This window comes from Thiorhodococcus minor, assembly GCF_010820565.1.
GTDB lineage: Bacteria > Pseudomonadota > Gammaproteobacteria > Chromatiales > Chromatiaceae > Thiorhodococcus > Thiorhodococcus minor.
Genome location: NZ_JAAIJQ010000013.1, coordinates 15,658 through 42,462 on the forward strand (window position 1 = coordinate 15,658; position 26,805 = coordinate 42,462).

A 26,805-nucleotide genomic window follows, 5' to 3' on the forward strand; every position below is an offset into this window, starting at 1 on the left:
ACTGGAGGCGCTGTTCTGGGTAAGATCATTTCAGGAAATCACCCAGGGCAACGGAAGCGGGAGAAAGGGACCGTCCGGCGGTCGAGAAGGAAATCGCCGACTTGAGCCCCCGAGAGAAGGAGCGCGCAAAGGCGCTAGACGCTGCCCAAGAGATCCTTGCATGCCAAGACCGCGAAGCGGCTTGCCCGAACACTGGACAGAATTCACGGGATTCTCAAGATCCGCAGGATTCATGCAGAGCACTCTTTTATCTGAAGAAATCCCGTCAATCCTGCAAAGCTTTGTTGATTCTGTCCGTTTTCTCGAGGCGCGCCTCTGACGACGGAGGGGCTGTATTCAGACAGCTTCTGAGCGCAGATGCGCTCAGTGTCGCTCCGCTAGGCCAGGCTGCCGCGGGCAGCAACCCGCAGGCAATGGACGCTGAAGAGCTGCTCGGAGTCCGTCCACACCTCCTCCGCCTCGAAACCGGCATCGCGCGCGAGAGCCTGGAAATCCGCGATGCTGTATTTGTAGGAGCACTCGGTATGAATGGTCTCGCCCTGCTTGAAGGGAATCTCGCGTCCGGCGATCCGCACGCTTTGGTCGCACAGACTCTCAAGGTGCATCTCGATACGGCTGACCTCGGCGTTGAAGAAGGCCTTGTGACGAAACGCACTGGTATCGAAGTCCGCCTCCAGCTCGCGGTTGATGCGCGTCAGGAGGTTGAGATTGAAGGCGGCGGTCACCCCCTGTGCATCGTTGTAGGCGGCACTCAGAAGGCTCGGGTCCTTGCGCAGATCGACGCCGATGAGCAATCGCCCGCCTTCCCCGAGCACGCCGGCGACCCGCCGCAGAAGCCCGCGGGCCTCCTGCGGCTCGAAGTTGCCGATGCTGGATCCGGGAAAGAAGGCCGCGAGCTGGCTCCAGCCGGGCTCCAAGGGCAGCTTGAAAGGGCCGGAGTAATCGGCACAGGCGGCCAGAATCATCAGTCCTGGGAAGCGCTCGGCCAGCGCGTGGGCGGACGCGAGCAGGTGGTCCTTGGAGATGTCGACGGGCACGTAGACATGGGGCCGCAGGGCCGCCAGCAAGGTCTGAATCTTGAGGCTGCTCCCGCTCCCCAGCTCGATGAGGACATTCTCGCGGCCCAGGCGGTCGGCCATTGCCTCGCCATGGGTCTCCAGGATGCCGATCTCGGTTCGGGTCGGATAGTACTCGGGCAGCTCGGTGATGGCGTCGAAGAGCTGAGAGCCGCGCCGGTCATAGAAGAGCTTCGGCGAGAGCCGCTTCGGAGACTGGCTCAAGCCTTGGAGGACCTCCTCGCGCAGGTCGGCTATCGTCGGATGGTAGTCGCAAAAGCTGACCCGGGCGTCCTGCGTCGGCTCTGCCGAATCGGAGTGCGCGTCCAGGGCCGGACCTTGGGGGTCCCGGTAAGCTGCCGCTGCGGCTTGCGTCATTTGAGTGTCTCCGCGAGTCGGAATCCTTTGAATTGCCAGCGCTCGACTGGATAGAAGAAGTTGCGATAGGTGGGCCTGATATGATCCAGCGAGGTGGCGCATGAGCCACCGCGCAGCACCATCTGATTGCACATGAACTTGCCGTTGTACTCCCCGAGTGCGCCGGCCGGGGCACGATAGCCTGGATAGGGCAGATAGGCGGAGCCGGTCCACTCCCAGACGTCGCCGAAGAGCTGCTTGAGCCCCGCGCCATCGGGCGCAGGACGCGGATGCAGCCAGCCGTCGTCCACGAAGTTGCCCGCGATCTCGACCGCGTCCGCGGCATGCTCCCACTCGGCCTCGGTCGGCAGGCGCTTCCCGGCCCAGGTCGCGAAGGCATCGGCCTCGTAGTAGCTGAGGTGGCAGACCGGCTCGGCTGGATTCAACGGGCGCATGCCGGAGAGGGTCATGAGCTGCCAGGCGCCATCCACCTCCTCCCAGTACAGCGGGCAGCGCCAGCGGCGTGTCTGAACCTCGGCCCAGCCGTCCGAGAGCCAGAGCGCTGGATTCTGGTAGCCGCCGTCCTGAACGAACTCGAGGTACTCGCCATTGGTCACGGGACGATCGGCAACCGCAAAGGGCTCGAGAAAGACCCTGTGCCTGGGGCGCTCGTTGTCGAAGCCGAACGCCGCGTCCGGTCCGCTGCTGTCCAGGCCCAGACGCACCAGACCGCCCTCGAGCGGCTCCCAGCGCAGGGGTGCGGGATCCGCGAGCGGCGACTGAGGCAAGTCTTTGAGGTAAGCCGGCCGCAGCGGATTGTGGGCGAAGTGGCGCTTGATGTCGGTCACGAGCAGCTCTTGATGCTGCTGCTCGTGATTCAGGCCGATCTGCAGACGCATTGCCACGCGCGGCCAGTCGGCGACATCGCAGCCTTCGATCAGCCGAAGCATGGCCGCGTCGACATGGTGGCGGTAATCGTAGACCTCGGCGACGGTCGGGCGGGACAGCAGGCCGCGCTCCTGGCGAGGCCAGAAGCCAGCCCCGGTCTGCTCGTAATAGCTGTTGAAGAGGTGCTCGAACCTGGGATGGAAGACGCTGTAGGCCGGGAGGAAGGGCCTGAGAAGGAAGGTCTCGTAGAACCAGGACACATGCGCCAAGTGCCACTTCGGGGGACTGGCCTCGACGACCGTCTGGAGGCCGTAGTCTTCGGTCTCCAACGGCTCGCAGAGTCGCTCGGAGAAGGCTCGAGCGCGCTTGAAGCGCTCGCGGAGCACGGCGCGCGAATCTCCGGCCGCGTCCTTCATGGTTGACGATTCCTGCATGGTTTCCTCATCTGCTCAGGTCCTGACTGCGCGCGCCCGCGCGACGACCGCGATTGCTGGATGCGCAGGCCAAGCCAACACCCGGCCGCCGGGATTCGGCTGAGCCGAATCGGACCACCAGCCTCTCGGATGGATGGCCGACGGCAGCGCCGGCAAGCGCGCCTGCCCGCAGACTGTGCGGCCGGCAGGAGCGATTTCCACCAACCCCGTCAGTCGGGCTTTCAGGATTCGGCTCGGGAGGAGGCCCGGACTGCACGCCGCAGGGAGCCAGGCCGCGCCGACCGCATGCCGAGAAGGAAGCGGATCGGCTCACCCCGCAGTCCGGGCTGTAGAACTGCGATTGATGCCCCATGTAGGGGCCAAGAGATCGCAAGCTAAGCGGCAGCAGCGCAATCGCGCCGAGCGCCCGCGTCGGAGCCTGGAGTAGATGATGACTCGTAATCCCTTCTTCCCGAAATTCTCTGATCTCCCCCGCGAAATCCCGATCTTTCCGCTGGCCGGGGCGGTCGTCATGCCGGGTGTCCAACTTCCGCTCAACATCTTCGAGCCACGCTACCTCAACATGGTGACCGACAGCCTTGCGTCGAGCCATCTCCTCGGCATGATCCAGCCAACCAGCGAGACCATGATGGAGGAGACGCCCGAGATCCATCGTGTCGGCTGCGCGGGCCGAATCACTTCTTACAGCGAGACGTCCGACGGGCGCATTATCCTCGTCCTGACCGGCGTCTGTCGCTTTCAGGTGTCGAAAGCGCTCGAGGAGCAGAACGGGTACAGGCGCGTCAAGCCCGACTGGGAGCGCTTCGCCGCCGACTATCACGCCGAAGAGGGCCCGGCGATCGGGGATCGCGATGGCTTTCTCGGCTCGCTCAAGACCTACTGCAGCCTGCGCGGCGTCGAGATCCCCTGGGACGACATCGAGAAGATGGGCGACGGCGAGCTGATCAATCTCCTCTGCGCCCACCTGCCCCTCAGCCCGGAGGACAAACAGGCCTTGATCGAGACTCTACAGGCGGCAGAGCGGGCCTCGCTCATGCGCGGTCTGCTCGACATGGCGGCGGCCTCCAGCATGCGGGTCGCCGAACATAGGCACTGACGCGGCTCGAAAAAGAGGATGATCGACAGCCGCGTCGCGCAGCCAATGAGTGATGACGCTCTGTTACGCCCCGCCTGATCAGGCGCCTTGTCCAGCCGCTCGGCCGGCTTGTATCCATGTGCCGAGAAGTCGTCTCAGAGGAGATGCTTCGGGAAGTCCGGGGCCAGCTCACCCGCAACATCGGCCAATGCGGAGCTGCACAGCTTGGATTGGCTCTCGGATGGCTGTCGTGATGGTCTAGAGCGGGCTCCTTGGTATTAGGTGTCGACGAGCCGAGCCCCTGTCCTTTGCGCCTTGCGCGTCTCTCGATCGACAGGTCGCCCCACCCTTAGCAGGACAAGCGATCCAAGACTGCCTGGAGCCTGCTTCGCTCCAGCGGCTTGACCAAATGCTCGTCGAAACCGCCGTCCAAGGACCGCTCGCGGGCGTGCTCATGACCGAGACCGGTCAGGGCGACGAGCATCAATCGTCCGGGCTCCGGATAACGCTGACGGAGCCGTCCCGCGAGCTCCACGCCATCCATGCCTGGCATCCCGATATCGAGCAAGGCGAGGCGCGGCTCGAAGTCTCCGAGCAGCGCGAGCGCCTCGGCACCCGAGCTGGCCGTGCGCACCTGATAGCCTTGAATCTCGAGCAGCATGGCCAGCGCGCCCGACACGTCGGCGTTGTCATCCACCACCAAGACTTTGAGCGCCTCGCCACCTCCGGCCGCGGGATGCGACTTCAACGGCAGCTGCGCGGCGGTCGGATGATCGTCCGCGAGCAGCGGAAGGCGCAGCTCCAGCTCTGAGCCCAAGCCAGACCCTTCACTCCGGGCGTCCAGGCGACCGCCGTGCAGCTCGGCCAGGCGCCGGGCGATCGTCAGCCCGAGACCCAGGCCACCATCGCCTGACTCGGATTGCGTGACGCCTTGCGCAAAGGCCCCGAACATGGATTCGATCTGGACCGCCGACATCCCCTGACCATTGTCCCTCACCCGCACCACGACATCCCTGCCGTCCAGGGCATGATCGACGTCGATCGCTCCGCCACGCGGCGTATATCTCGCGGCGTTGACCAGGAGGTTGAGCAGGATCTGAGAAAGCCGGACCGGATCGCCTTGGACGCGCACCTGCTCGGGGGGAAGCTCGTAACCGAACCTGTGGTCGCGCTCCTGCATCATCGCCCGCACCCCATCCACGGCCTGCTTTACCACCTCCCTGAGCGCGATCTCACGTGTATCCAGGTCGATGCGGTCACGCACGATCCGCGAGACGTCGAGCAGGTCGTCCAGCAGTCGCCCCATGTGGGCGGTCTGGCGATCGAGCACGTCGACCGCCCAGACGATGCGCTGATCCTCACCGATCCCGATCGAGCGGATGATCTCGACCGCATTGCGGATCGGCGACATGGGATTGCGCAGCTCGTGGCCGAGCATCGCGAGGAATTCGTCCTTGCGGCGGTCGGCCTCGAGCAGCGCCTGCTCGGCCGCCTTTTCCTTGCGAATGTCGCGCGTCACCGTGGCATATTGGAGCGGCCTTCCGGTCTCGGGGTCGTCGATGCGCAGGGCATCGTAGAAGACCGCGATGGGCTCTCGGGTCCGGAAGTGGCGAAAGCGAAACTCCCCCGCCCATCGCCCCGTCCGCTCGACCGCCGGCATGATGGTCTCGCGAAAGAAGGGATGATCCTCGGGCAGTAAGAAGTCTTCGATCTTGATGACAGCCGGCTCGACGTCAGGGTCCAGCCCGACGAGATGCTTGCCCGCCTGATTGATATAAACGCCACGATGATCCAGGCTCGCGATCGCGATGAGATCGGACGAGCATTCGACGACCGTCGCCAGATCCCGCGCGCGATCCTCCGCCGCGCGTCTGTCCGTGATGTCGATGATGGCGGCCAGGGCGCGCAGCGGATGCCCGGCGTCGTCGCGGATGAAGGTCATGTTGACCAACGCCCAGATCACCCGACCGTCCTTGCGGATATAGCGCTTCTCGACGAAGTAGTCGGTATCCTCCTGACGCAGCGCCCGCTGGTAGCGAATGGCGTCGTAAGCGAGGTCTTCAGGGTGGGTAAGCTCCCTGAAGGTCATCCGCAGCAGCTCGTCGGCCTCGTAGCCCAAGAGACGACGGAGTCGCTGGTTGACGCGCAGCAGACGCCGGGTCTCCGGCTCGACGACCACCATGCCGACGGTCGCGAGCTCGAACATGAGCCGAAACTGATTCTCGCTTTCCCGCAGCGCCTGCTCCACCCGCATAGTGTCAGTGATATCGCGATTTGCGACACGCCGCCCCGCGAAAGTGCCGTCGGACCCATAGACGGGCTTACAAGCATGCTCGACCCAGCGGACCTGGCCATTCGCGTTCTGAATGCGCAGCCTCAGCCGAGTCTCTGGCCGAAGAAATGGCTCTCCGCTTAGGTGCTCGGTGAAGGCCTGGCGATCCTCGGCATGAACGATCGAGGTCAAGAGCGTCGGGTCGGCTTCGAATGCCTCGACCCCATAGCCTGTCACCGCCTCGCACGAGGGCGACATCCATCGCAGCCCGCCATCCGGCCCGATCCAATACTCCCAATCGAAGGTATGCGTCGTCAGGATCCGCCAGGTCTCGGCCTCTCGCGCAAGCTCGGCGACCACCTTGTCCATTGGCGTCAAGTCCAGGGCGCAGAGCGTCAGGCCAAAGACGTTTCCAGCCGGATCTTTCGAGGGCACCAGGGTAAGATCGAGCGCTCGCTGCTGCGTTGAATCTCCGAGCACGAAGCGCCCTTGATAGGCACGCCCCGTCCGCATGACTTGCGTCGCAAGCTGCTTGAGCTCGGCACAAGCCACCAGGGCTCCATCCCAGCCAGCGACCGGCGGCGCCCCCACTTGCTGTGGACGTCTCACCCAGGTCGGCGCCAGATCCGGGCTCAGTGTACAAATCGCAATCGCGGCGCCAGCATCTGACTGGGAGACGCTACGCTGGCCGGCTGCGAGCACGTGGAGATGGGGAAGCAAGGGAGGGTCTGCGTGAGCTGACGGCGGTATCGCATCGACCATACTCGCCGGATAATCCCCATTCAACCTTGAAATCTGGGGCTTTCGCGTCTAGTTCCTGACCGAAATCAGGATTCGCACTCAGAGGTATAGAAGATGGCAGTCACACTGACAGAGGCCGCTGCGCGGCACGTCGCCGACATGATCGAGAAGCGCGGCCATGGGCTTGGGCTAAGGGTCGGGACCAAGAAGAGCGGTTGCAGCGGCTTCGCCTACGATGTCGACTACGCCGACAGCCTGGACGGCGGTGATCAGATCTTCGAGAGCTTCGGGGTCAAGGTCGTGGTCGACGAAGCGAGCATGGAGCACATCGACGGTATGGAGATCGACTTCGTGAAGTCGAACTTGCTGAATCAGGGGTTCGAGTTCAAGAATCCGCGCGCCAAGGATCAGTGCGGCTGCGGCGAGTCCTTCAGCGTCTGACGCTCAGCGCACACCCGAATGAAGAGTCCGCTCCATGGAAAATGACGAGATCAGAGAGATCATCGAGAACTTCGAGCTGCTGGGCGACTGGGATCAGCGCTATCAGTACCTGGTCGAGATCGGCGAGCGCCTGCCGGCGATGCCGGCGGCGCTCAAGACCCAAGCCAACCGGGTCGTCGAGTGCATGAGTCTGGTCCATGTCGCCACCGAGCCGGATCCCGACCGGCCCGACCACCTGATCTATCGCGGCGATTGCGACACGGCGATCATCAAGGGTGTGGTCGCCCTGCTGGTAGGCCTATTCTCACGAAAGACGCCAGCGCAGATCGAGGCGCTGGATGTCGATGCCCTCTTCGAAGGACTCCAGCTCGAGGAGCACCTCAGCCCCAATCGGCATGTAGGCGTCTACGCCATCGTCAATAAGATGAAGGGGCAAGCCCAGGCCCTAGGAGCCTGTCCGACTTAGGATGAATCGGCTGCGGAACCGGGAGAACGGCCCCTTTCGCGCCGGTTTTTCGTTACATAGACCCCCTATGCGCCTCAAAACCGGCGCGAAATGGCCTCGCTCTCCCACTTCCTCGCTTCGCCCCCCCCAAGTCGGACAGGCTCCTAGCCTGCTGAGGGGGTGTTGCGCCGCAAGCCAGCCCCTCAGCTCGGCGGCAGTCGGATCGGCAGGGCGCGAATCGGCTGCCCGGTGAGGACGCGTACCGCGTTCGCGACCGCAGGTCCGATCCCGGGCACCGCAAGTCCGCTCACGCCGCCCGGCTCGGCGACGCTGGGCAGGATATCCACGGCGACCTCGGGCATCTCATCGAATCTCAGCAGGGGATAGGTGTCGAAGCCGAGCTGGTCGACCTGGCCGTCGGTAAAGGTGATCTCGCCCTTGAGCGCGGCGGTCAAGCCGAAGGCAATGCCGCTCAGGATCTGCGACCTGACGATCTCCGGATGGACGACAGAGCCGCAATCCACCGCGCACTGGACACGGTGCACCCGGACGCTGGCGTCTTGGATGGAGACCTCCGCCACCTGCGCGATGTGACTCCCGAATGCGGAGACGAGTGCCAGGCCACGCGCACGCCCCGCGGGCGGCTCCTCGCCCCAGGCGAAGCGCCCCTCCACATGGTCCAGCAGCTTCAGCTGGCGCGGACTCTCGGCAAGCAGCTGTCGCCGCATCGCGATCGGATCCTGCCCGGCCAGGCCGGCGAGCTCGTCCAGGAAGCACTCGACCGCAAAGCTGTTGTGCGTATAGCCGCCCCCCCGCCAGAGCCCAATCGGAGCCGGGGTGTCGGCGCGCCGATACTCGACACGCGCCGCGGGGATCGCATAGGGGATGTCCGCAGCCCCCTCGACCATTGCATCGTCGATGCCGTCACGAATCCGCTCGGGCGCGACCCGCGCCAGCACCGATGGCCCGACGACGCGGTGGAACCAGGCCCTGACTCGCCCCTGATCGTCGACGCCACCACGCAGCCGATGCAGCGTCATGGGCCGGAAGTCGTCGTGGCGAAAGTCGTCCTCGCGCGTCCAGATGAGCTGCACCGGACAACGGGCCGCCTGCGACAGCTCGACCGCGTCGGCGACGAAGTCTTGCTCGAGCCTGCGCCCATAGCCACCGCCGACGAAAGTGGTGTGGACCCTGACGCGCTCTGGCTCCAGGCCGGTGATCTGGCAGGCCAAGGCGCGCGCCGCCTCCTGGGCCTGAGTGGGAACATGGAGGACGCAGGCGTCGGCGCGCACCTCGGCGGTGCAGGTCATGGGCTCCATGCAGACATGCGGCTGAAAGCCAACCTGGTAGACCGCCTCGATCTCTTGCGCGGCCTTGGCGAGGGCCCGGCTCACGTTGCCATGCTTGCGCGCCACGGCCGAGCGCCCCTTGAGCCCGATCTGCAGCCGAGCCTCGATGCGCGGCGTCTCGAGGCGGCGATTGCCGCTCGGTCTGCAACTGACCTCCAACTTCTCGCGGCCCTCGAGCGCCGCCCAGGTCGAGTCGGCCAGCACCGCGATGCCGCTGTGCACGGCGAAGACATCTCGGACTCCGGGGACCTCGAGTGCGGCGGCGTCCCGCCAGCCCTGCACCCAGGCCCCGAGCACTGGACAGCGATAGATAGTGGCGAAACGAAGTCCCGGCAGTCTGATATCGAGCCCGAAGTCGGCGCGGCCGAGCACCTTCGCGGGCACGTCCAGACGCTGCGGCGAGGTGCCGATCAGTTGCCAGCTCTCGGGCGACTTGAGGGCGACCCGCGTGTCGGGCTCGAGTCCGGCCGCCACCTCGACGAGCGCCCCATAGCTCAGACGGCGGATACCATCGCTGTGGTGAACGCTGCCGCGATGCGCGCGGCACTCCGACACCTGCACCTGCCAAACGGAGGCTGCCGCCTGGATCAGCAGGGTCCGCGCCACGGCACCTGCTTCGCGCAGCTTGAGCCAGCCATCGCGGACCGAGGTGCTCTGACCTGTCGCCTGCTCACCGAGCAGGGCGTTCTCGTAGGCCGGGGCGACGGGCGCTGCCACGACCTCGACCTGATCCAGCCCGACCTCCAGCTCCTCGGCAATCAGCATCGGCAGGGCCGTCATCACGCCCTGCCCCATCTCGGAGCGCGCAAGCATCAGCTCGATACGGCCATCTGCCAAGAGACGGATCCAAGCGTTCGGCTCGACCTCCGTCGCGGCTGACGCGGCGGGCCGCGTCTCCGCATCCGCACTCAGCCAGACACCAAGCGCCAGCCCGCCCCCAGCGGCAAGGCCAACCTTGAGCAGCGCGCGCCTGGTCATGCCAGGTCCATGCTTGGCGTCAGCCATTCCGGACCTCCGGGTTGGCGGCGCGAAGGATGGCGCGGCGAATCTGTTCATAGGTGCCGCAGCGGCACAGCACGCCCGACATGGCCTCGTCGATCTGGGCATCCGTGGGCCGCGGATGCTTGTTGAGGAGCGCGGCCGCCATCATGATCTGACCGGGCTGGCAGTAGCCGCACTGAGGAACCTGCTCCAGGACCCAGGCGAGCTGCAGGGGATGACGTCCATCCGGGGAGAGCCCTTCGATGGTGGTGATCGAGCGACCTTGCGCCTCGGCCAGGGTGGTCGCACACGCCCGCACCGGCTCACCGTCGAGGTGAATGGTGCAAGCGCCGCATTCCGAGCGACCGCAGCCATATTTGGTCCCGGTCAGCCCGAAGTGATCGCGAAGCACCCAGAGCAGCGGCATCTCCGGATCCAAATCGAGCTCGCGCGGCTCGCCGTTCAAATTCAAAGAGATCATCGCATCCCAAGTCAGGATCAAACGGACGCAAGGCCAGGTAGCATTGCAGATTTCGGGGAAAGGCGAAAGTAAGCCCATCAAGGGGTCAATAGTGGAGCGCCTCAGGATGATACTGCAGCTCCGGCGGAGCCGCGCGCTTGCGCCAAGGCTCATCACTCGCCCACAACGCCTACAACCAGCTTCAGCACGCAGCCGAGCATCCAGACGCCCAGAGCCCTTCGACGCCGAGAGCCAATCAACCAAGATGCCGCATATTAAGCTTGTCCTTCTCTGCACGCTCCTCTTCCTTCAGCCGGCAGCCGCCCAGGCGGCCAGTGCCGGCCCCGGAAAACCAGCCCCGGTCATGGCCGCCACCGCCAGCGTCCGCGCCCTGACCGAGCGCGTCGAGGCACTCGGGACGCTCAAGGCCAACGAGTCCGTGGCCATCACCTCCAATGTCACCGAGACCATCTCGGTGGTGCATTTCGACGATGGGGAGCGCGTGGAGGCGGACGCGCTGCTGGTCGAGATGACCAGCGCCGAGGAGCACGCCCTGCTCGAAGAGGCGCAGGTGCGCGTGGACGACGCGGAGCGTCAGTATCGTCGCGTCAAGTCCCTGGTCGCCCAGCGCTCGGCGTCGGAGTCCTTGCTCGACGAGCGCAAGCGCGACCTGGATACCGCCCGCGCCGTCTTGGTCGCACTGGAGTCGCGGCTCGCGGACCGCATCATCAAGGCGCCCTTCGACGGCGTCCTGGGGCTGCGCAACATCAGCCGCGGCGCCCTCGTCGAGCCGGGCGACCTCATCACGACGCTCGACGACGACCGCGTCATGAAGCTCGACTTCTCCGTGCCGAGCCGCTACCTGAAGGACCTCGAGCCTGGGCTCAAGATCGAGGCGAAGACGGCGGCCTTCGGCGACGAGGTCTTTATGGGCGTGGTACGCGGCGTCGACAGCAGGATCGACCCGGTGACACGCTCCGTGCTGGTGCGCGCCCTGGTACCCAACCCCAGCGGCAAGCTGAGACCAGGTCTCTTGATGCAGGTCGATCTGCTGACCAATCCGCGCAAAGGGATCGTGATTCCGGAAGCAGCCGTGCTTCACGAGGGCCAGAAGCACTTCGTGATGGTCCTGAAGGAAGCCGACCAAGGCTTGACGGCCGAGCGCCGCGGCATCCGGATCGGGACCCGCCTCCCCGGCCTGGTCGAGGTGCGGCAGGGCCTGGATGACGGCGAGCGGGTCGTCACCGACGGCCACGACAAGATTCGCCCCGGTCAGCCGCTCAGCATTCTAGAAACGGATGACGGCGCGCCTGACCAGGCCGCCCTGACGGAGCGCGCGCAGTGATCCTCTCGGATGTCTCCATCACAAGACCGATCCTCGCGAGCGTCCTGTCACTGCTGCTCGTCGCCTTTGGGCTGGTCTCGTTCGACCGCCTGCCGCTGCGCCAATTCCCGGATACGGACCCGCCGGTCGTCTCGATCGAAACCCTCTACCCAGGCGCGGCGGCCATCGTCGTCGAGAACCGCATCACTCAGCTGATCGAGGATCGCATCGCCGGCATCGAAGGCATCCGCACCATCGAGTCGAGCAGCGAGGACGGGCGCTCGCGGGTCACGGTCGAATTCAGCATCGATCGCGACATCGACGGCGCGGCCAACGACATTCGCGATCGCGTCTCCGCCGTTCTCGACCAGCTGCCGGCCGAGACCGATCCGCCCGAGATCCAGAAGGTCGACAGCAACGAAGACGTCATCATGTGGCTCAATCTGACGAGCGACCGCATGAGCGTCCCCGAGCTGACCGACTACGCGCGCCGCTACCTGGTCGATCGCTTCTCGGTGCTGGACGGCGTCGCGCGCGTGCGCATCGGCGGCAGCCAGGTCTTTGCCATGCGCGTCTGGCTCGACCGCAAGGCGCTGGCCGCGCGTGGCCTCACGGTGGCCGATGTCGAAGACGCCCTGCGCGCCGAGAATCTGGAGCTGCCGGCCGGCGAGGTCGAATCCATCGATCGCCAGTTCACCGTGCGGGTCACTCGCAGCTTCAACACCGCCGATGACTTCGCGCGACTGGTGCTGGCGCGCGGCCAGGACGGCTATCTGGTCCGCCTGGGCGACGTCGCCCGCGTCGAGCGCGGCACCGAGGAAGACCGCACCTTCTTCCGCGGCAACGGCGTGCCCATGGTCGGCATCGGCATTATCAAGCAGTCGACGGCCAATACCATCGCGGTCGCCGAGGCCGCCAAGGCCGAGATGGAGCGTGTCAACGCGACGCTGCCGGCGGGCATGGCGATCAAACAAAGCTACGACACCTCAGTCTTCGTCAAGGACGCCATTCGTGAGGTCTATAAGACGCTGGGCATCGCTATCGGCCTGGTCATCCTGGTGATCTTCCTCTTTCTCGGCAGCCTGCGCGCCACACTGGTCCCGGCCGTCACGGTGCCCGTCTCCATCGTCGCCAGCTTCACGGTGCTGCTGGCTCTAGGCTTTTCCGTCAATATACTGACCCTGCTCGCCCTAGTCCTGGCGATCGGCCTGGTGGTCGACGACGCCATCGTGGTGCTGGAAAACATCCATCGGCGCATGGAGGAGTATGGCGAGACACGGCTGGTCGCGGCCTATCGCGGCACACGTCAGGTCGGCTTCGCGGTGATCGCCACCACCTTGGTTTTGGCGTCGGTCTTCATCCCGATCGCCTTCCTGCAGGGCGATGTCGGTCGCCTGTTCGCGGAGTTCGCCCTGACCATGGTCGCCGCCGTGGTCTTCTCCTCCTTCGTCGCGCTCTCGCTCTCCGCGATGCTCGCCTCCAAGGTCCTGCCGCCGAGCCATCAGGGCGACAGCCGCGGCCACAACTTGCTCGATATGGTGGACCGCGCCTTCGAATGGGTGCGGCACGCCTATGCCCGCGCGCTTGGCTTCCTGCTGCGCCAGCCGTGGATCGTGCTGCTCAGCCTGGTCGCCACACTGGCCGCCGCCGTCTGGCTCTTCCAGCAGATCCCCAGGGAGTACACCCCCAAGGAAGACCGCGGCGCCTTCTTTGTCCTGGTCAACGGGCCGGAGGGGGCCTCCCATGCCTACATGAAGGACTACATGAACGAGATCGAGCGCAGGCTGCTGCCCTATGCGGAGAGCGGCGAGGCGCTGCGTGTGCTGGTGCGCACACCCAGATCCTTCTCCAGCACGGCGACCTTCAACAGCGGCATCGTCATCATCGTGCTGGCCGATTACGCTAAGCGCCGCTCGGCCTGGACCATCATGGGCGAGATCCGCGCCAAGCTCGCCGACCTCCCAGGCGTTAGGGCCTTCCCCGTGATGCGGCAAGGGTTCGGCGGCCGCACTCAGAAGCCCGTCCAGTTCGTGCTCGGCGGCGGCACCTACGAGGAGCTGGCGCAGTGGCGCGACACCCTGCTCGGCGAGATCGAGAAGGACAATCCCGGCCTGGTCGGGATCGACTGGGACTACAAGGAGACCAAGCCGCAGCTCGAGGTGGAGATCGATTATGACCGGGCCGCGGATCTCGGCGTGACCGTCGGGACCATCGGGCGCACCCTGGAGACCATGCTGGGCTCGCGCAAGGTCACCACCTATCTCGAGAGCGGGGAGGAGTACGACGTCATCCTCGAAGGCGAGCGCGAGACGCAGCGCACCCCGGGCAGCCTCGACAATCTCTATGTCAGCTCCTCGCGCAGCGCCGCGCTCATCCCGCTCGCCAATCTGGTGAAGGTCGAGGAGTCGGCGGATTCGCCAAGCCTCAACCGCTTCAATCGCATCCGCGCCATCACCCTAGAGGCGACCCTGGAAGACGATCTGGCACTGGGCAAGGCGCTCAGCTACCTGGAGCTCAAGGTCCGGGAGCACCTGCCGGAGCGCGCCCAGATCGACTACAAGGGACAGAGCCGCGACCTGCGCTCCAGCAGCCAAGGGGTGCTTTTCGTCTTCCTGCTGGGCATCGCCGTCGTCTACCTGGTGCTCGCCGCCCAGTTCGAGAGCTGGGTGCACCCCTTCGTCATCATGCTCACCGTGCCCCTCGCCATGGCAGGCGCCCTCCTCGGGCTCTGGGCGACGGAACAGACGCTCAATATCTACAGCCAGATCGGGCTGATCATGCTAGTCGGCCTCTCCGCCAAGAACGGCATCCTCATCGTCGAATTCGCCAATCAGCTCCGGGATCAGGGGCAGGAATTCCGCACGGCCCTGCTCGAGGCATCCAGCGTGCGCTTGCGCCCCATCCTCATGACCGGAATCACCACGGCCGCGGGATCCATCCCTCTCCTCCTCTCGAGCGGGGCGGGCTCGGAGACACGCATGGTCATCGGCACGGTGATCCTGGCCGGCGTCTTGGCGGCGACCTTCTTCACCCTCGTGGTCGTGCCCGTCGCCTATGACCAGCTGGCGCGCCGCACCGGCTCGCCAGGGGACGTCAAGCGGCAGCTGGAGCACGAGCTGACCGAGAGCCGAGCCTGATGCTCGGCCGCGAGGACATCTGCCCTCCACGCTAGCCCTGGTTTCCGAGTCGCGATCGCAGCCTATCGACCGGATCGAGCAGGCAAGGCTGGGAGAAGAGCGGAGCTGCAGGGTGGATGGCGGGGCTGCACCTCGCCAGGCTAGCGGCAGCGGCCTCTCGACTCAGGCGGAAGCGGATGTTCTTTCGCACATCCCTGTGCTGTCGGCGGTCACGCCGATCGACGGAAGATCCCTGGAAAGATGCGCGCGGCCGTCGAAGGACTCGCGAAAAGCCGCTTCGACGCGCGCTTGGCCCCTGTCCTGAAGGCCCGTTCTTTGCGCCGCTAAGGGATCAGGCGGGTATGGAGCTTGAGACCGGCGAGGCATCCGTGCCCCCCCGATTCATGGGTCAGAGACGCGGACATGTCGCCGCGATTCTCGGTCGAGCCTGAGGCATGAGACCGCCTCGGACTCATTGGTGGAAAGACCACTGGAAATCCATCGCGATCAGTTGTTCTGCGCCCCTTGTGCGATCCAGGTCTCGATGAGGGCAATCTCTTGATCCGGGATCGGCTCTTTCTGATGCGGCATGCGGATCGACGGATCGACTTCACCGGCGACCAGGCGGTAGAGGCTGCTCGAGATCGAGTCACCTGGAACGATCACCGGGCCGAACTTAGTGCCCTTCATCAGCGAGTCATAGGACTCGACGAGGAAGCCACTCGCCTCGAAGCCAGCACCACCGTTGAGATGACACTCGACGCAGTGCTGCTGCAGGATCGGCTTGACGTCTGCGGAATAGCTGACGCTCGGGTCTTTACCACAGCCCACGAGCATCAGTGCGACAGGTAGCCCAAGGACGGCGGAATATTTCATGATCTTTTTCATCTCGTCATCTCCTACATCGGATAGAGCAAGGCTGTGCGTGCAGCCACCGAACCACTTCGCCACCGCTGAGCCCGTCCTTCGGGCAACCAGAAAATTGCACCGAAGGCGGAGCGTCTGACGCTGTAAACATAGCTCCTGGCTGGAGATCAAAACTATGACCCAGGCAACAGTTTGACCGACGAGGAATAGACTTTTCGTATGGCGATTGCGGACGGTCAGTATCGCGCTGGCCGCTGGTGGCTGACAGGTCGCTTCCGGATCAGAGCTTCACCGAGCACCCTAGGAGCCGACAGGATGCAAGTCGGCCCGCGCTAAGGCGGATCCCGCCCTTCGAGCACACGCCTGACCGGAGCGAAGCTCTTGCGATGATGAGACGTTGGCCCAAGGCGGGTCAGAGCCGCAAGGTGCGCGGCCGTGGGGTAGCCCTTGTGCGCCGCAAAGCCATATCCCGGACAGGCGTCGTCCAATGCCAGCATGGCGCGATCACGCGCCACCTTGGCGAGGATGGAAGCGGCCCCGATCTCCAGAACCCGTCCATCGCCGCCGACGACGGCTTGTGACGCCACCTCGAGCGGCGGACAGCGATTGCCGTCGACGAGGACGAGACCGGGGGCCACTGCCAGCGCGGCGACCGCACGCTGCATGGCGAGCATGGAGGCCTGCAGGATATTGAGGCGATCGATCTCCTCGACGCTCGCCGTGGCAATCGACCAAGCCAGGGCCGAGGCGCGGGTCTCGACATCCAGACGCTCGCGCCGCGCCGCCGTCAGCCGCTTCGAGTCATCGATTCCAGACAGCGGCCGCGCCGAGCCCAAGATCACCGCGGACGCATAGACGGGGCCCGCCAGGGGCCCCCTGCCCGCTTCGTCGACCCCGGCGATCAGCATGGTGAAGGCGCGCCCGACGCCGGATGACCAATCAGATCGAGGACCGCCACTGCCGCCGAATCGGCGGCATTGCGACGCAGCTCACGATGGATACGTGCGTACTCGAATGCGATGAAACGGCGACGATCGCCGTCGTCCAGCAGACCCAGGAGCGCGGGCGCGAGCAGCTCCGGTCTGCAGCGATCCTGGAGCAGCTCGGGAGCCAGCTCGCGACCGGCCAGGAGGTTCGCCATCGCCACATGCGGCACCTTGACCAGACCCAGTGTCTTGACGAGATGATAGGAAATGGGATGCACCCGATAGCCGACGACCATTGGACGCTTCAGCAGCAAGGCCTCGAGCGTCGCGGTCCCAGACGCCGTCAGCACGCAGTCGGCCGCCGCCAAGACATTACGGCTATGCCCGTCGACGACACTCAGGGGCAGACCGGGGGCGCAATGCCTCAGCTTCGCCTCGAACAGCGCGCGGAGACGCCCACTGACCATGGGGGCCGCGAAGACCAGATCCGGCCGCGCCTCGAAACAGCATTTGGCAGTCTCGATAAAGGGCTCGGCGAGGCGCTCGACCTCGCCCATCCGGCTTCCCGGCAGCACGGCGACCAAGCACCCCTGCTCCGGCAAGCCAAGCGCCCGACGCGCGGCGAGGCGATCGACCTCCAGCGGGATGGCTTCCGCCAGCGGATGGCCGACGTAGGTCGCCGGAACGCCGTGCTCGCGCAGAAAGGTCTCTTCGAAGGGAAAGATGCTGAGCATGAGATCGACGGCACGCCGAATGCCACGGACCCGACCGGGCCGCCATGCCCAAACCGTCGGACTGACGAAATGAACGGTACGGATCCCCTTGTCACGCAAGCGCCGCTCCAGACCGAGATTGAAGTCAGGCGCGTCCACACCGATGAAGACATCAGGTGGATTGGCGAGGAAATAGCGCTCGAGCGCGGCACGGATCGCCAAGAGCTCGCGCAAGTGCGCAAGCACCTCGGTCAGGCCCATGACCGCGAGGCGCTCCTGATCGAAAAGCGTACTGCAGCCGGCCTCGAGCATACGCGGTCCCGCGATTCCAACGAATCGGACATTGGGCACGCGCGCACGAATCGCCTGAGCCAGGGACGCACCCAGGAGGTCGCCGGACGGCTCGTTGGCGACGATGCCGACGACGAGCGGATCGCCGCCCTCAGGCATCCGCTCGCCTCCGAGCAGGATCCTCCCAACGCACGTCCTCGGGAGACGCCGGCAAGCCGATGGCGTGAGGCAGGCGCGTCCAATCGCGCTTGGGACGGCTAGGCCGCGGGACAGGAGACCGCCGCCGCCACATCAACGGACGATGCTGCGTGTGGACGTGGCGATGAAATCGAGCAGCATCTGCAGCTCGGGCGCATCGTCGCTCATGCCGCGGATGCGCTCGACGGCCTGATCGCGTCTGAGATTCGCCAGGTAGAGCGCCCGGTAGGCACGCTTGATGGCCTGAATGGCATCCGCCGAGAAGCCGCGCCGCTTCAGCCCCTCCGCATTGATGCCATGGGGCTCCGCGGGATGGCCGCCCACCGTGACATAAGGCGGCACGTCCCGCGAGAGAACAGACCCCATCGCACAGAAGGCATGCGCGCCGATGCGGCAAAACTGATGCACGATGGTGAAACCGCCCAGGATCACCCAGTCATAGATCTCGACATGCCCACCCAGGGACGCCGCATTGGCCATGATGACGTGATCACCGATCACACAGTCATGCGCGACATGGGTATAGGCCATGAAGAGATTGTCGTTGCCGATCCGCGTCACTCCCTTGTCCTGCACCGTCCCTCGGTGCAGGGTGGCGAACTCGCGGATCTGGTTACGGTCGCCGATCTCGAGCCAGGTGGACTCCCCGCCGTACTTCTTGTCCTGAGGATTCTCCCCGACGGAGGCGAACTGGAAGATGCGATTGTCCCGGCCGATACGCATGGGACCCTTGAGCACCGCGTGTGGCCCGACGCTGGTACCAGCCCCAATGCTGACATCCGCGCCGATGACTGCGAAGGGACCGACTTCAACACTGGAGTCGAGCTCGGCACCAGCATCGATGACGGCCGTGGGGTGGATCAAGCAGTGAAGTCTCTTGCGGTGCACATGATCTCGGCGGTGGCGACGACCTTGTCGTCGACGCGCGCCTCGCCATCGAACTTCCAGATGCCGCGCCGCACGGGACCGAGCTTGACTTCCATGATCAGTTGATCGCCGGGCTCGACCGGGCGCTTGAACCTCGCCTTGTCGATGCCGACGAAATAGTAGAGCGACTTCTCCCCCACCTGCTCCGGACGGGATGCCATCGCCAGGAGCCCGGTCGCCTGAGCCATCGCCTCAACAATGAGAACCCCAGGCATCACAGGGCGCACCGGAAAGTGTCCCATGAAGAAGGGCTCGTTGAAGCTGACGTTCTTGAGTGCGACGAGATAGTCGTCGACCTTGTAGTCGATGACCTTGTCGACCAATAAAAAGGGGTAGCGGTGCGGCAAGAGGCTCAGCACCTTGTGAATATCCATGGTGCTCACAACACTCTCCGCACGCTTATCTTGCTCTGCACGACTGTCTTGCTCTCGGGAATTCGTCGGCGCCTGATGCGATCCATCCATCAGGACTCACCCTGGCCTTTCTTTGCGTTCATTGCTTCGATTGCTGCTTCCAGTTGTTTGACTCGGCGCGCCAGCTCGTCAAGATGCCTGAAACGCGCCACATTGCGCCGCCAATCGCCACTCGGCATGGCAGGGATGCCGCTGCTGTAGGATCCGGCCTGCGTGAACGACCGCGTGACCATCGCCATGCCGGTGAAGTGGACGTCGTCGCCGATCTCCAGGTGTCCCGCCATGCCGACCGCGCCCGCGATCGTGCAGTTACGTCCGATCCGCGTCGAGCCCGAGATGCCGGCATTCGCCGCGATCGCGGTGTTTTCGCCGATGACGACGTTGTGGCCGATCTGGATATGGTTGTCCAGCTTCACGCCGTTGCCGATCACTGTGTCCTCGATGGCGCCGCGATCCACCGAGGTATTCGCCCCGATCTCGACATCATCGCCCAGCACGGCGCGACCGATCTGAGGAATGCGCACCCAGAGCGCGCCGTCGCGAGCGAATCCGAAGCCCTCTCGGCCGATGACCGCGCCTGGATGCATGAGCGCCCGCTTGCCGACCACAGTCCCAGCGCACAGCGTCACGCGCGCGACCAAGCGGCTATCTTCTCCGACGCAGACGCCCTCGCCCAGGATGCACCCTGGACCCACGAAGACACGGGCCTCGACGACCGCGCCCGCCTCGACGACCGCGGTCGGACCGATCCAGGCGGACGGGTCGATGCGAGCCCTGGGATCCACGACCGCCGAGGGATGCACTCCCCCAGCTATCGGCGCATCCGGATGCAGGATGCGCGCGGCCCGTGCGTAGGTGAGATAAGGGTTCTCACTGATGAGCACCGGAACCTTGGCGAGCGCGGCGTCCTTCTCGGTGAGAACCACCGCCCCGGCACGGGTCTCGGGCAGATAGTCGCGATACCTGGCGTCACCCAGAAAGGTCAGACTCCGAGAATCGGCCTTGGCGAGCTGGGCGACGCGCGATACCACGGCCTCGCCGTCGCCCCGCAAGGGGACCGCCAAGCGCGCGGAGAGCTCTTTAAGACGCACCTCCAATGAACTGATCTCCCGGGCAGCCTGTTCGTCGTGAGCCCAGCTCGACCGCTCGGGCCAGGCTAGGTGCCACGCACTCGCGTCACTTCTTCTCGAAGACTTCCTTCAGACGCTCGATGACCAGATCCGAGATATCGATGCGCGGGTTCGAGTACACCAAGCCGTCACTGATGATGAGGTCGATGTCATTCTCCTTGGCCAGCTCGACGACGACCTCCTGCACCTGCCGACCGAGCTTGGTCCTCAGCTCGTTCTGGCGAAGCGCGAAATCCTCCTGGAACTCGTCGCGCGCGTACTTGAGCCGGCGCGTCCGGCTCCGAATGTCATTCTGCAAGCGCTGGATCTCGCTCTCGCTCATGAGCGGACCGTCTTTCTCGAGCTGACGCTGCAGTGCGGCGATCTGCTCCTGCTGCCCTCTGAGGCTACGCTCGCGCTCCTCGATCTCGGCCTGAAGCGCGTCCCTCGCCGCCTCGTATTGCGGCGATTGCTCGACGACCCGATTGGGATCCACCACGGCAATGCGGTAGTCGCCCGCACCCGCCAACGGCATCGCCAAGGCGCCGAAAAGCGTCGCCAGGCAAAGCAAGAGCGTCTTCAAAACAAGCTCCGCCTTCACTAGAAGGTCTGACCGAATCCGAACTGGAAGACCTGGGCGTCGTCGCCGTCCTGCTCGTTGAGCGGAAAGGCCAAGCTGAGCGAGAGCGCGCCAACTGGTGACAGCCAGGTCACGGAGAGTCCCGTCGAGTAGCGCAGATCGCCGATATCGAAGCCCGTGGGTGCGAGCAGGTCCGAGTCATAGGTCGACCAGACGTTGCCGAAGTCGAAGAAGGCCCCGAGACGCAGCGTCTTCTCGAACTCCCCGCCGACGGGCGCCGGCGCGAAGAGCTCCAGGCTACCGACCAGCTTGAGATTGCCGCCCACCGGATCGTCGGTGTCGATCTCGCGCGGTCCCAGGGAGTTCGCGACCCAGCCGCGCACGGAGCGCGGACCACCTGCATAGTAGTTCTCGAAGAAAGGAAGATAGTCGATATCTCCGTAGCCATCGCCGTAGCCGACATCCGCAGTCATCGCAAACACGAAACGCGACGTCAGCGGGATGAATCGCTGCTCTTCGAAGCCGACCCTGTAATACTGAAGATCGCTGCCGGGGACCGCGATCTCGGCCCTCGCCACCCTCAGCCCACCACTCGTCGGAAAGATCGCGGTATCGCGCGTATCGCTCGTGTAGGACGCTGAGATCAAGAGATCGTGGAAGGTGTTGCCGTTGTCTTCCACGAACTGCTGCGCGATGCCCGACTCTCCCGCCGTGAAATCTGTGTACTGATAGCGGAAGCCCAAGCCCGCGCGACTGGTATCCGTGATCGGCAGACCGAAGGTCATGCCCGCGAGGCCGACATCTGTCGAGTAGTCGGCGCCGATCAGCTCGTCGAAATCCGTCTCCCGATAGGAGAGATCGAAGCCGCGGCTGATGCCGTCCACGGTGTAATAGGGGTTGTTGTAGCCGAGCTGGTAGAGTCGCGTGGCGGTACTGGTATTGAAGGCCAAGGAGACGCGCTTCCCCGTACCGAGGAAGTTCTTCTGAGTCACGCTCGCATTGAGCAAGATGCCCTGGGATTGCGAGAAGCCGATACCCGCGGCCAGGTTGCCTGCCGGCTTTTCCTTGACCGTGACGTCGACATCGACCTGATCGGCGGAGCCTGGAACCGCCGGCGTCTCGATAGTGACGTCCTCGAAATAGCCGAGCCGCTGCAAGCGCTCGCGGGACTTGCGAACGAGGTCGGCCGAGAACCAGGCGGTCTCGAGCTGCCGCATCTCGCGACGCAGCACCTCGTCGCGCGTGCGGGTATTGCCCTTCATGTTGACCCGGCGGACGTAGACGCGCTTGCCGGCGTCCACGAAGAAGGTCACCGTGACCTCTTTCGCCGCCTCGTCGATCTCCGGCACCGTATTGACGTTCGCGAAGGCATAGCCCTCGTCACCGAGCAGGCTCGAGATGCGCTCGGCGCTCTCGGTCGTGGCCTTGCGCGAGAAATACTCGCCGCGCCTGAGCTGGATCAGCGGAAACAGCTTCTCGGCGGGAACCGAGGGATCGCCGGCCAGCTTGATGTCGCTCACGCGGAAAGGCTCGCCCTCCTCGATCGAGACGGTGACATAGATCTCCTTTTTGTCCGCACTGATGGAGACCTGGGTCGACTTGATGTCGAACTTGATGTAGCCGCGATCCAGATAGAAGGAGCGCAGCGACTCGAGATCACCGGCGAGCTTCTGCTTGGAGTATTGGTCGTTCTTGCTGTAGAAGGAGCTCCAGCGGGTGGGGCCGAGCTCGAACTGCTTGAGCAGCTCTTTCTGGCTGAAGGCGTCGTTGCCGATGATGTTGATCTGCTTGATGCGGGCCGTCAGCCCCTCGGTGATCTCGATGTTGACCGCGACGCGGTTGCGCTCCAGCGGCGAGACCGTCGATTGAATGAGGACCCCGTACTTGCCGCGCGCGAAATACTGACGCTCGAGCTCCTGCTCGATGCGGTCCAGCACGGACCGGTTGAACACCCGCCCCTCTTTGAGGCCGATATCGGCAAGCGCGGCGGTCAAGGCCTCCGTATCGATGTCCTTGTTGCCCGTGATCTTGATCTCTGCAATGGCGGGGCGCTCCCTGACCCAGATCACGAGCACGCTGCCGTCGCGCTCGACGCGCACGTCATCGAAGAAACCGGTGCGGTACAAGGAGCGGATGATGCCGCCGGTGACATCCTCGCCGACGGTGTCGCCGATCTGGACGGGTAGATAGTTGAACACCGTGCCGGGCGCAATCCGCTGCAGTCCCTCGACGCGAATGTCGGAGACCTGGAAAACTTGGGCGAAGGCGGGAAGCTGCACGAAAACGAGCAGCACAGCGAGCAGGAGCGCCCGCTGAGCACCAGAGGCGAGATTCCGAATAGTCACGCGCAACACGAGGTCCCCTACGTCAAGGCGCCGTCTGCTCAGACGGTCGGCATCCAAGGCGCGCTAGTATAAGGGATCAGGGGAAATTAGCCCAATAGCCTGGACAGGTCGACATAGAAGGCGAGCGTCATGAGCGCCGCCAGTAGGACGAAGCCCACCTTCTGCCCCTGCAGCTGAGCCTCTTCCGAGAGCGGGCTTCCCTTGATCCACTCGACGAAGAAGAAGAGCAGATGCCCACCATCCAGCACCGGGATGGGCAGCAAATTTAGAATACCGAGACTGATGCTCACGATGGCGAGGAACTTGACGAAGGAGTCCAGCCCGTAGCTCGCCGTCCTCCCGGCGGCCTCGGCGATGGTGATCGGACCGCTGAGGTTGCGCACAGAGGCCTCGCCAACCAGCATGCGCCCCATCACCCGCAGCATCAGGGCGCTCATCTCGACGGTCTTGCCGACCGCCTCGCTCATCGCCTCGACCGGCCCATAGCTTACCTTCACGAGGTAGCCGGCCATGAGATCCTCAGGGACATCGACCCCGGCGCCGATGCGCCCGACGCGCTCGCCACCGCTGTCGATGACGCGCGGCGTGACGGCCAGGTCACGAACGACGGCCCCGTCGCGCTCAACGTCAAGCTGCATGGGCTCGCCCGGACGATCACGCACCATCTCGACCCACGCCTGCCAGGAAGTGACAGGCACGCCGCCCGCCGAAAGGATGCGGTCTCCGACTTGGAGACCAGCCTGGTCCGCGGCCTCGCCGGGGACGATCTCGCCGATGACCGGGGGGATCTGGGGCCGGCTCGGCTCGAGCCCGAGGTGATCGAGAAGGTTCGGCTCCTCGGCCAGGTCAGCGATGACGCCGCCGGGGACCACGAGCACGCGCTCCTCGCCGCGATCGTCGCGGACCCGCACGCTCAGATCGGCCCCGTCCATCGCTTCGACGGTCACCGCGAAGACGGCCGTTTCCCAGCTGCGCGCAGCACGGTCGCCGACCTGGATCAGCTCGTCACCCGGCCTGAAGCCGGACTCGGCCGCGATCGACGCCGGCTCGACCGTCCCGACCACCGGCTTGAGGCCGGTATCGCCGGCCATGAAGACCGCCCAGTAGGCGAAGATGGCGAAGAGCAGATTGAACAGCGGCCCCGCAGCAACGATCGCCGTGCGCTTCCACAGCGGCTGACGGTTGAACGCCTGATCGAGCAGGGCTTCGGGGACCTCTTCCTCGCGCTCATCCAGCATCTTCACGTAGCCGCCGAGAGGAATCATGGCGATGACGTACTCGGTACCGTCCGGACGACGCTGCCAGCGCGCCAGTGCCTTGCCGAATCCGATCGAGAACCTGAGCACCCGGACGCCGAGGCGGCGGGCTACCCAGAAATGACCGAATTCGTGGACCGCGATCAGAATCGCGAGCGCGACAACGAAGGAGCCAATGGTGAATAGCAAGTCCATAGTCGTCCGGTTGGTGAGCTAGGCCGCCCGCGCCCGCACCGCGTGCTCGGCCGATTCACGGGCGCGGCGGTCCACGTCGAGCAAGAATTCGAGCCCCTTGTCCGCCACGGACTCGTTCGGCAGGGCCTCGAGCGTGTCTGCAACGACAGCGGCAATTCCCGGCAGATCGACACGACGGTCCAGGAAGGCGGCAACCGCGACCTCGTTGGCGGCATTCAGCACCGCCGGCGCCGTCCCTCCACGCCGGGCGGACTCGAACGCCAGCCCAAGGCAGGGGAACCGCATCAAGTCGGGCTCCTGGAAGTCGAGGTGCGCGACGGCGAAGAGATCCAGGGGAGCGACACCTGAATCGATCCGCTCGGGCCAGCCCATTGCGTGAGCGATCGGCGTACGCATGTCCGGGTTACCCAGCTGTGCGAGAACGGAGCCGTCCTCGTACTGAACCAGCGAGTGAATGACACTCTGCGGATGCACCACTACTTGGATATGGTCGGTATCCGTGCCAAACAACCAGCACGCCTCGATCACCTCGAGTCCTTTGTTCATCATGGTGGCCGAGTCGACGGAGATCTTGCGGCCCATAGCCCAGGTGGGATGGGCGCAAGCCTGCTCGGGGGTGACGCTCGAGAGCTGATCGACCGGCCATTCCCGCAAGGGCCCGCCCGAGGCCGTCAGCAGGATGCGCTTCACGCCGACCCGCGGCAGGCCATCGGCGAAATTCGGCGGCAGACACTGAAAGATGGCGTTGTGCTCGCTGTCGATCGGCAGCAGCTCGGCGCCGCTATCGGACACGGCCTGCATCAGCATGGCGCCGGCGACCACGAGCGACTCCTTGTTGGCGAGCAGCACCCGCTTGCCTGCCCGCGCCGCGGCCAGCGTGGGCCGCAGACCGGCGGCGCCAACGATGGCGGCCATGACGTAGTCGGTCTCGGGCAGCGCGGCAACCTGCTCCAGGCCCTCGATGCCGGAGAGGATCTCGGGCCGCCCCGACATATCGGCGAGCAAGTCGCGCAGGCGCGCCGCAGCATCGGCGTCCGCCATGACGGCGAATTTCGGACGGTGCTGACGGCACTGATCGGCGAGCCGCTCCGCGTCGCGGTTGGCGGTCAAGGCGACCGCCTGGAAACGGTCGGGATGGCGCGCCAGCACGTCGAGCGTGCTGACGCCGATGGAGCCCGTGGCTCCGAGAACGGTCACGCCAATCACAATCTACTCCGAATCAGGTTAGGGCCCAGGCCACGCCGAGGGCGAACACAGGGGCAGCCGCGGTCAGGCTGTCGATGCGATCCAGCAGCCCCCCGTGCCCAGGCAAGAGTTGACTGGAATCCTTCATGCTCCGCCGACGCTTCAGCAGGCTCTCGTAGAGATCGCCGACGACCGAGATGAGGGCCGCCAGGCCGCAAACGATCAACGCCAACAGGGTATGCGGCGCGTCGAGACCGAGCGCCCAGGCGAGCCCGAGCCCACAGACCGCGGCCCCCACCATGGCCCCATAGACACCGGCCCGCGTCTTGCCCGGGCTCACCACGGGCGCCAGCTTCGCGCGCCCCCAGCGCCGCCCAACGAAGTAGGCCGAAGTATCAGCGGTCCAGATCAGGATCAGGAGAAAGAGCACCAGGCCCGGCCCCGAGCCCGGCACGCTCCGCAGACTCATCAAGGCCACCCAGGATGGCAGCAGCACCAGCAGGCCGACGCCCAATTGCAGCGGCTGGGCCCCAGCCACCAGATCGATTCGCCGCGTGAGCAGAATCCGCGCCGCTTGCAGGACCCACCAGGCCGCGCCGACGAGAAGGAGCGGCATCTGCAGCGTCGGCAAGGCCCAGAGCACCCCGACACAGCCGCCGACCAGGGCTAGATAGCCCGCGCGCTGCCCCTGCTGCGAGATCCCGGACAGGGCGCACCATTCCCAGGCAGCGACGAGCAGCACGAGCAGGAAAAAGACGCCGAAGGCCGCTTGTGGCAGCAGCAGCACGGCCGCGATGACGAGCGGGCCGAGCGAAAAGGCAGTAATGGCGCGGCGGCGCAGGCTACTGGATGCCAACGCCAT

Annotated in this window: 21 protein-coding genes; 5 read left to right on the forward strand and 16 right to left on the reverse strand. The window is 65.1% G+C overall.

Translation table 11 applies throughout. From position 1 onward, the window contains the following. Positions 1-377 precede the first annotated feature (377 nt). A complete protein-coding gene (gene egtD, locus G3446_RS06080; protein ID WP_164451722.1) occupies positions 378-1,433 on the reverse strand; it encodes an L-histidine N(alpha)-methyltransferase in 1,056 nt (351 codons plus the stop codon). Continuing rightward, a complete protein-coding gene (gene egtB, locus G3446_RS06085; protein ID WP_425338381.1) occupies positions 1,430-2,734 on the reverse strand; it encodes an ergothioneine biosynthesis protein EgtB in 1,305 nt (434 codons plus the stop codon). Before egtB ends, egtD begins: the two co-directional genes overlap by 4 nt. A gap of 430 nt (positions 2,735-3,164) precedes the next feature. Here egtB and G3446_RS06090 point away from each other — a divergent pair, with 430 nt between their 5' ends. Beyond that, positions 3,165-3,830, forward strand: a complete 666-nt coding sequence (locus G3446_RS06090; RefSeq protein ID WP_164451842.1) for an LON peptidase substrate-binding domain-containing protein — start codon at positions 3,165-3,167, stop codon at positions 3,828-3,830. Between the two features lie 328 nt (positions 3,831-4,158). On the opposite strand, the gene G3446_RS06095 is transcribed toward G3446_RS06090, so the two are convergent. Further along, positions 4,159-6,690 carry a PAS domain S-box protein gene (locus G3446_RS06095; protein ID WP_164451723.1) on the reverse strand — a complete coding sequence of 844 codons (2,532 nt, stop codon included), beginning with the start codon at positions 6,688-6,690 and terminating at the stop codon, positions 4,159-4,161. A 246-nt stretch (positions 6,691-6,936) separates the two neighbouring features. Between G3446_RS06095 and G3446_RS06100 the strand changes: the two genes are divergently transcribed. Together G3446_RS06100 and G3446_RS06105 are read left to right on the forward strand one after the other, a co-directional pair. Next, the gene (locus G3446_RS06100; RefSeq protein WP_164451726.1) at positions 6,937-7,263 is read left to right on the forward strand and encodes a HesB/IscA family protein; all 327 of its coding nucleotides are present in this window, start codon (positions 6,937-6,939) and stop codon (positions 7,261-7,263) included. Positions 7,264-7,297: 34 nt separating this feature from the next. Continuing rightward, positions 7,298-7,729, forward strand: coding sequence for a SufE family protein (locus G3446_RS06105; protein ID WP_164451728.1), 432 nt, complete (start codon positions 7,298-7,300; stop codon positions 7,727-7,729). A gap of 182 nt (positions 7,730-7,911) precedes the next feature. Here the strand turns inward: G3446_RS06105 and G3446_RS06110 are convergent, their stop codons facing one another. Both G3446_RS06110 and G3446_RS06115 read right to left on the reverse strand, forming a co-directional pair. Continuing rightward, positions 7,912-10,062 carry a xanthine dehydrogenase family protein molybdopterin-binding subunit gene (locus tag G3446_RS06110; RefSeq protein WP_164451730.1) on the reverse strand — a complete coding sequence of 717 codons (2,151 nt, stop codon included), beginning with the start codon at positions 10,060-10,062 and terminating at the stop codon, positions 7,912-7,914. Continuing rightward, the gene (locus tag G3446_RS06115) at positions 10,055-10,519 is read right to left on the reverse strand and encodes a (2Fe-2S)-binding protein (RefSeq protein ID WP_164451732.1); all 465 of its coding nucleotides are present in this window, start codon (positions 10,517-10,519) and stop codon (positions 10,055-10,057) included. The genes G3446_RS06110 and G3446_RS06115 overlap by 8 nt, the downstream gene beginning before the upstream one ends. Positions 10,520-10,763: 244 nt before the next feature. On the opposite strand from G3446_RS06115, the gene G3446_RS06120 reads away from it, so the two are divergent. Then, positions 10,764-11,843 (forward strand): efflux RND transporter periplasmic adaptor subunit, encoded by a 1,080-nt coding sequence (locus tag G3446_RS06120; protein ID WP_164451734.1) that lies wholly within the window; start codon positions 10,764-10,766, stop codon positions 11,841-11,843. Continuing rightward, positions 11,840-14,959: an efflux RND transporter permease subunit gene (locus tag G3446_RS06125; RefSeq protein WP_164451736.1), complete on the forward strand. Its 3,120-nt coding sequence runs from the start codon at positions 11,840-11,842 to the stop codon at positions 14,957-14,959. Before G3446_RS06120 ends, G3446_RS06125 begins: the two co-directional genes overlap by 4 nt. 486 nt (positions 14,960-15,445) lie before the next feature. On the opposite strand, the gene G3446_RS06130 is transcribed toward G3446_RS06125, so the two are convergent. The 11 genes from G3446_RS06130 to G3446_RS06180 form a co-directional block, all read right to left on the reverse strand. Beyond that, positions 15,446-15,826, reverse strand: a complete 381-nt coding sequence (locus G3446_RS06130) for a c-type cytochrome domain-containing protein (RefSeq protein WP_164451738.1) — start codon at positions 15,824-15,826, stop codon at positions 15,446-15,448. Between the two features lie 311 nt (positions 15,827-16,137). Further along, positions 16,138-16,713 carry a ribonuclease HII gene (gene rnhB, locus G3446_RS06135; RefSeq protein WP_164451740.1) on the reverse strand — a complete coding sequence of 192 codons (576 nt, stop codon included), beginning with the start codon at positions 16,711-16,713 and terminating at the stop codon, positions 16,138-16,140. Beyond that, the gene (gene lpxB / locus G3446_RS06140; protein WP_164451741.1) at positions 16,707-17,894 is read right to left on the reverse strand and encodes a lipid-A-disaccharide synthase; all 1,188 of its coding nucleotides are present in this window, start codon (positions 17,892-17,894) and stop codon (positions 16,707-16,709) included. The genes rnhB and lpxB overlap by 7 nt, the downstream gene beginning before the upstream one ends. A gap of 132 nt (positions 17,895-18,026) precedes the next feature. Beyond that, positions 18,027-18,797 (reverse strand): acyl-ACP--UDP-N-acetylglucosamine O-acyltransferase, encoded by a 771-nt coding sequence (lpxA, locus tag G3446_RS06145; protein WP_164451743.1) that lies wholly within the window; start codon positions 18,795-18,797, stop codon positions 18,027-18,029. Then, on the reverse strand, positions 18,794-19,324 hold the full coding sequence (gene fabZ / locus G3446_RS06150; protein ID WP_164451745.1) for a 3-hydroxyacyl-ACP dehydratase FabZ: 531 nt from the start codon (positions 19,322-19,324) through the stop codon (positions 18,794-18,796). The genes lpxA and fabZ overlap by 4 nt, the downstream gene beginning before the upstream one ends. Beyond that, positions 19,324-20,370 carry a UDP-3-O-(3-hydroxymyristoyl)glucosamine N-acyltransferase gene (gene lpxD, locus G3446_RS06155; RefSeq protein WP_164451747.1) on the reverse strand — a complete coding sequence of 349 codons (1,047 nt, stop codon included), beginning with the start codon at positions 20,368-20,370 and terminating at the stop codon, positions 19,324-19,326. Before lpxD ends, fabZ begins: the two co-directional genes overlap by 1 nt. 79 nt (positions 20,371-20,449) lie before the next feature. Next, complete coding sequence (locus tag G3446_RS06160) at positions 20,450-20,917, reverse strand: OmpH/Skp family outer membrane protein (protein ID WP_164451844.1); 468 nt, start codon at positions 20,915-20,917, stop codon at positions 20,450-20,452. 65 nt (positions 20,918-20,982) lie between these two features. Further along, positions 20,983-23,265, reverse strand: a complete 2,283-nt coding sequence (bamA, locus tag G3446_RS06165) for an outer membrane protein assembly factor BamA (protein WP_425338382.1) — start codon at positions 23,263-23,265, stop codon at positions 20,983-20,985. A gap of 128 nt (positions 23,266-23,393) precedes the next feature. Then, a complete protein-coding gene (gene rseP, locus G3446_RS06170) occupies positions 23,394-24,758 on the reverse strand; it encodes an RIP metalloprotease RseP (protein ID WP_164451751.1) in 1,365 nt (454 codons plus the stop codon). An 18-nt stretch (positions 24,759-24,776) separates the two neighbouring features. Then, positions 24,777-25,964, reverse strand: coding sequence for a 1-deoxy-D-xylulose-5-phosphate reductoisomerase (gene ispC, locus G3446_RS06175; protein ID WP_164451753.1), 1,188 nt, complete (start codon positions 25,962-25,964; stop codon positions 24,777-24,779). Between the two features lie 13 nt (positions 25,965-25,977). Then, the gene (locus tag G3446_RS06180; protein ID WP_245232342.1) at positions 25,978-26,805 is read right to left on the reverse strand and encodes a phosphatidate cytidylyltransferase; all 828 of its coding nucleotides are present in this window, start codon (positions 26,803-26,805) and stop codon (positions 25,978-25,980) included.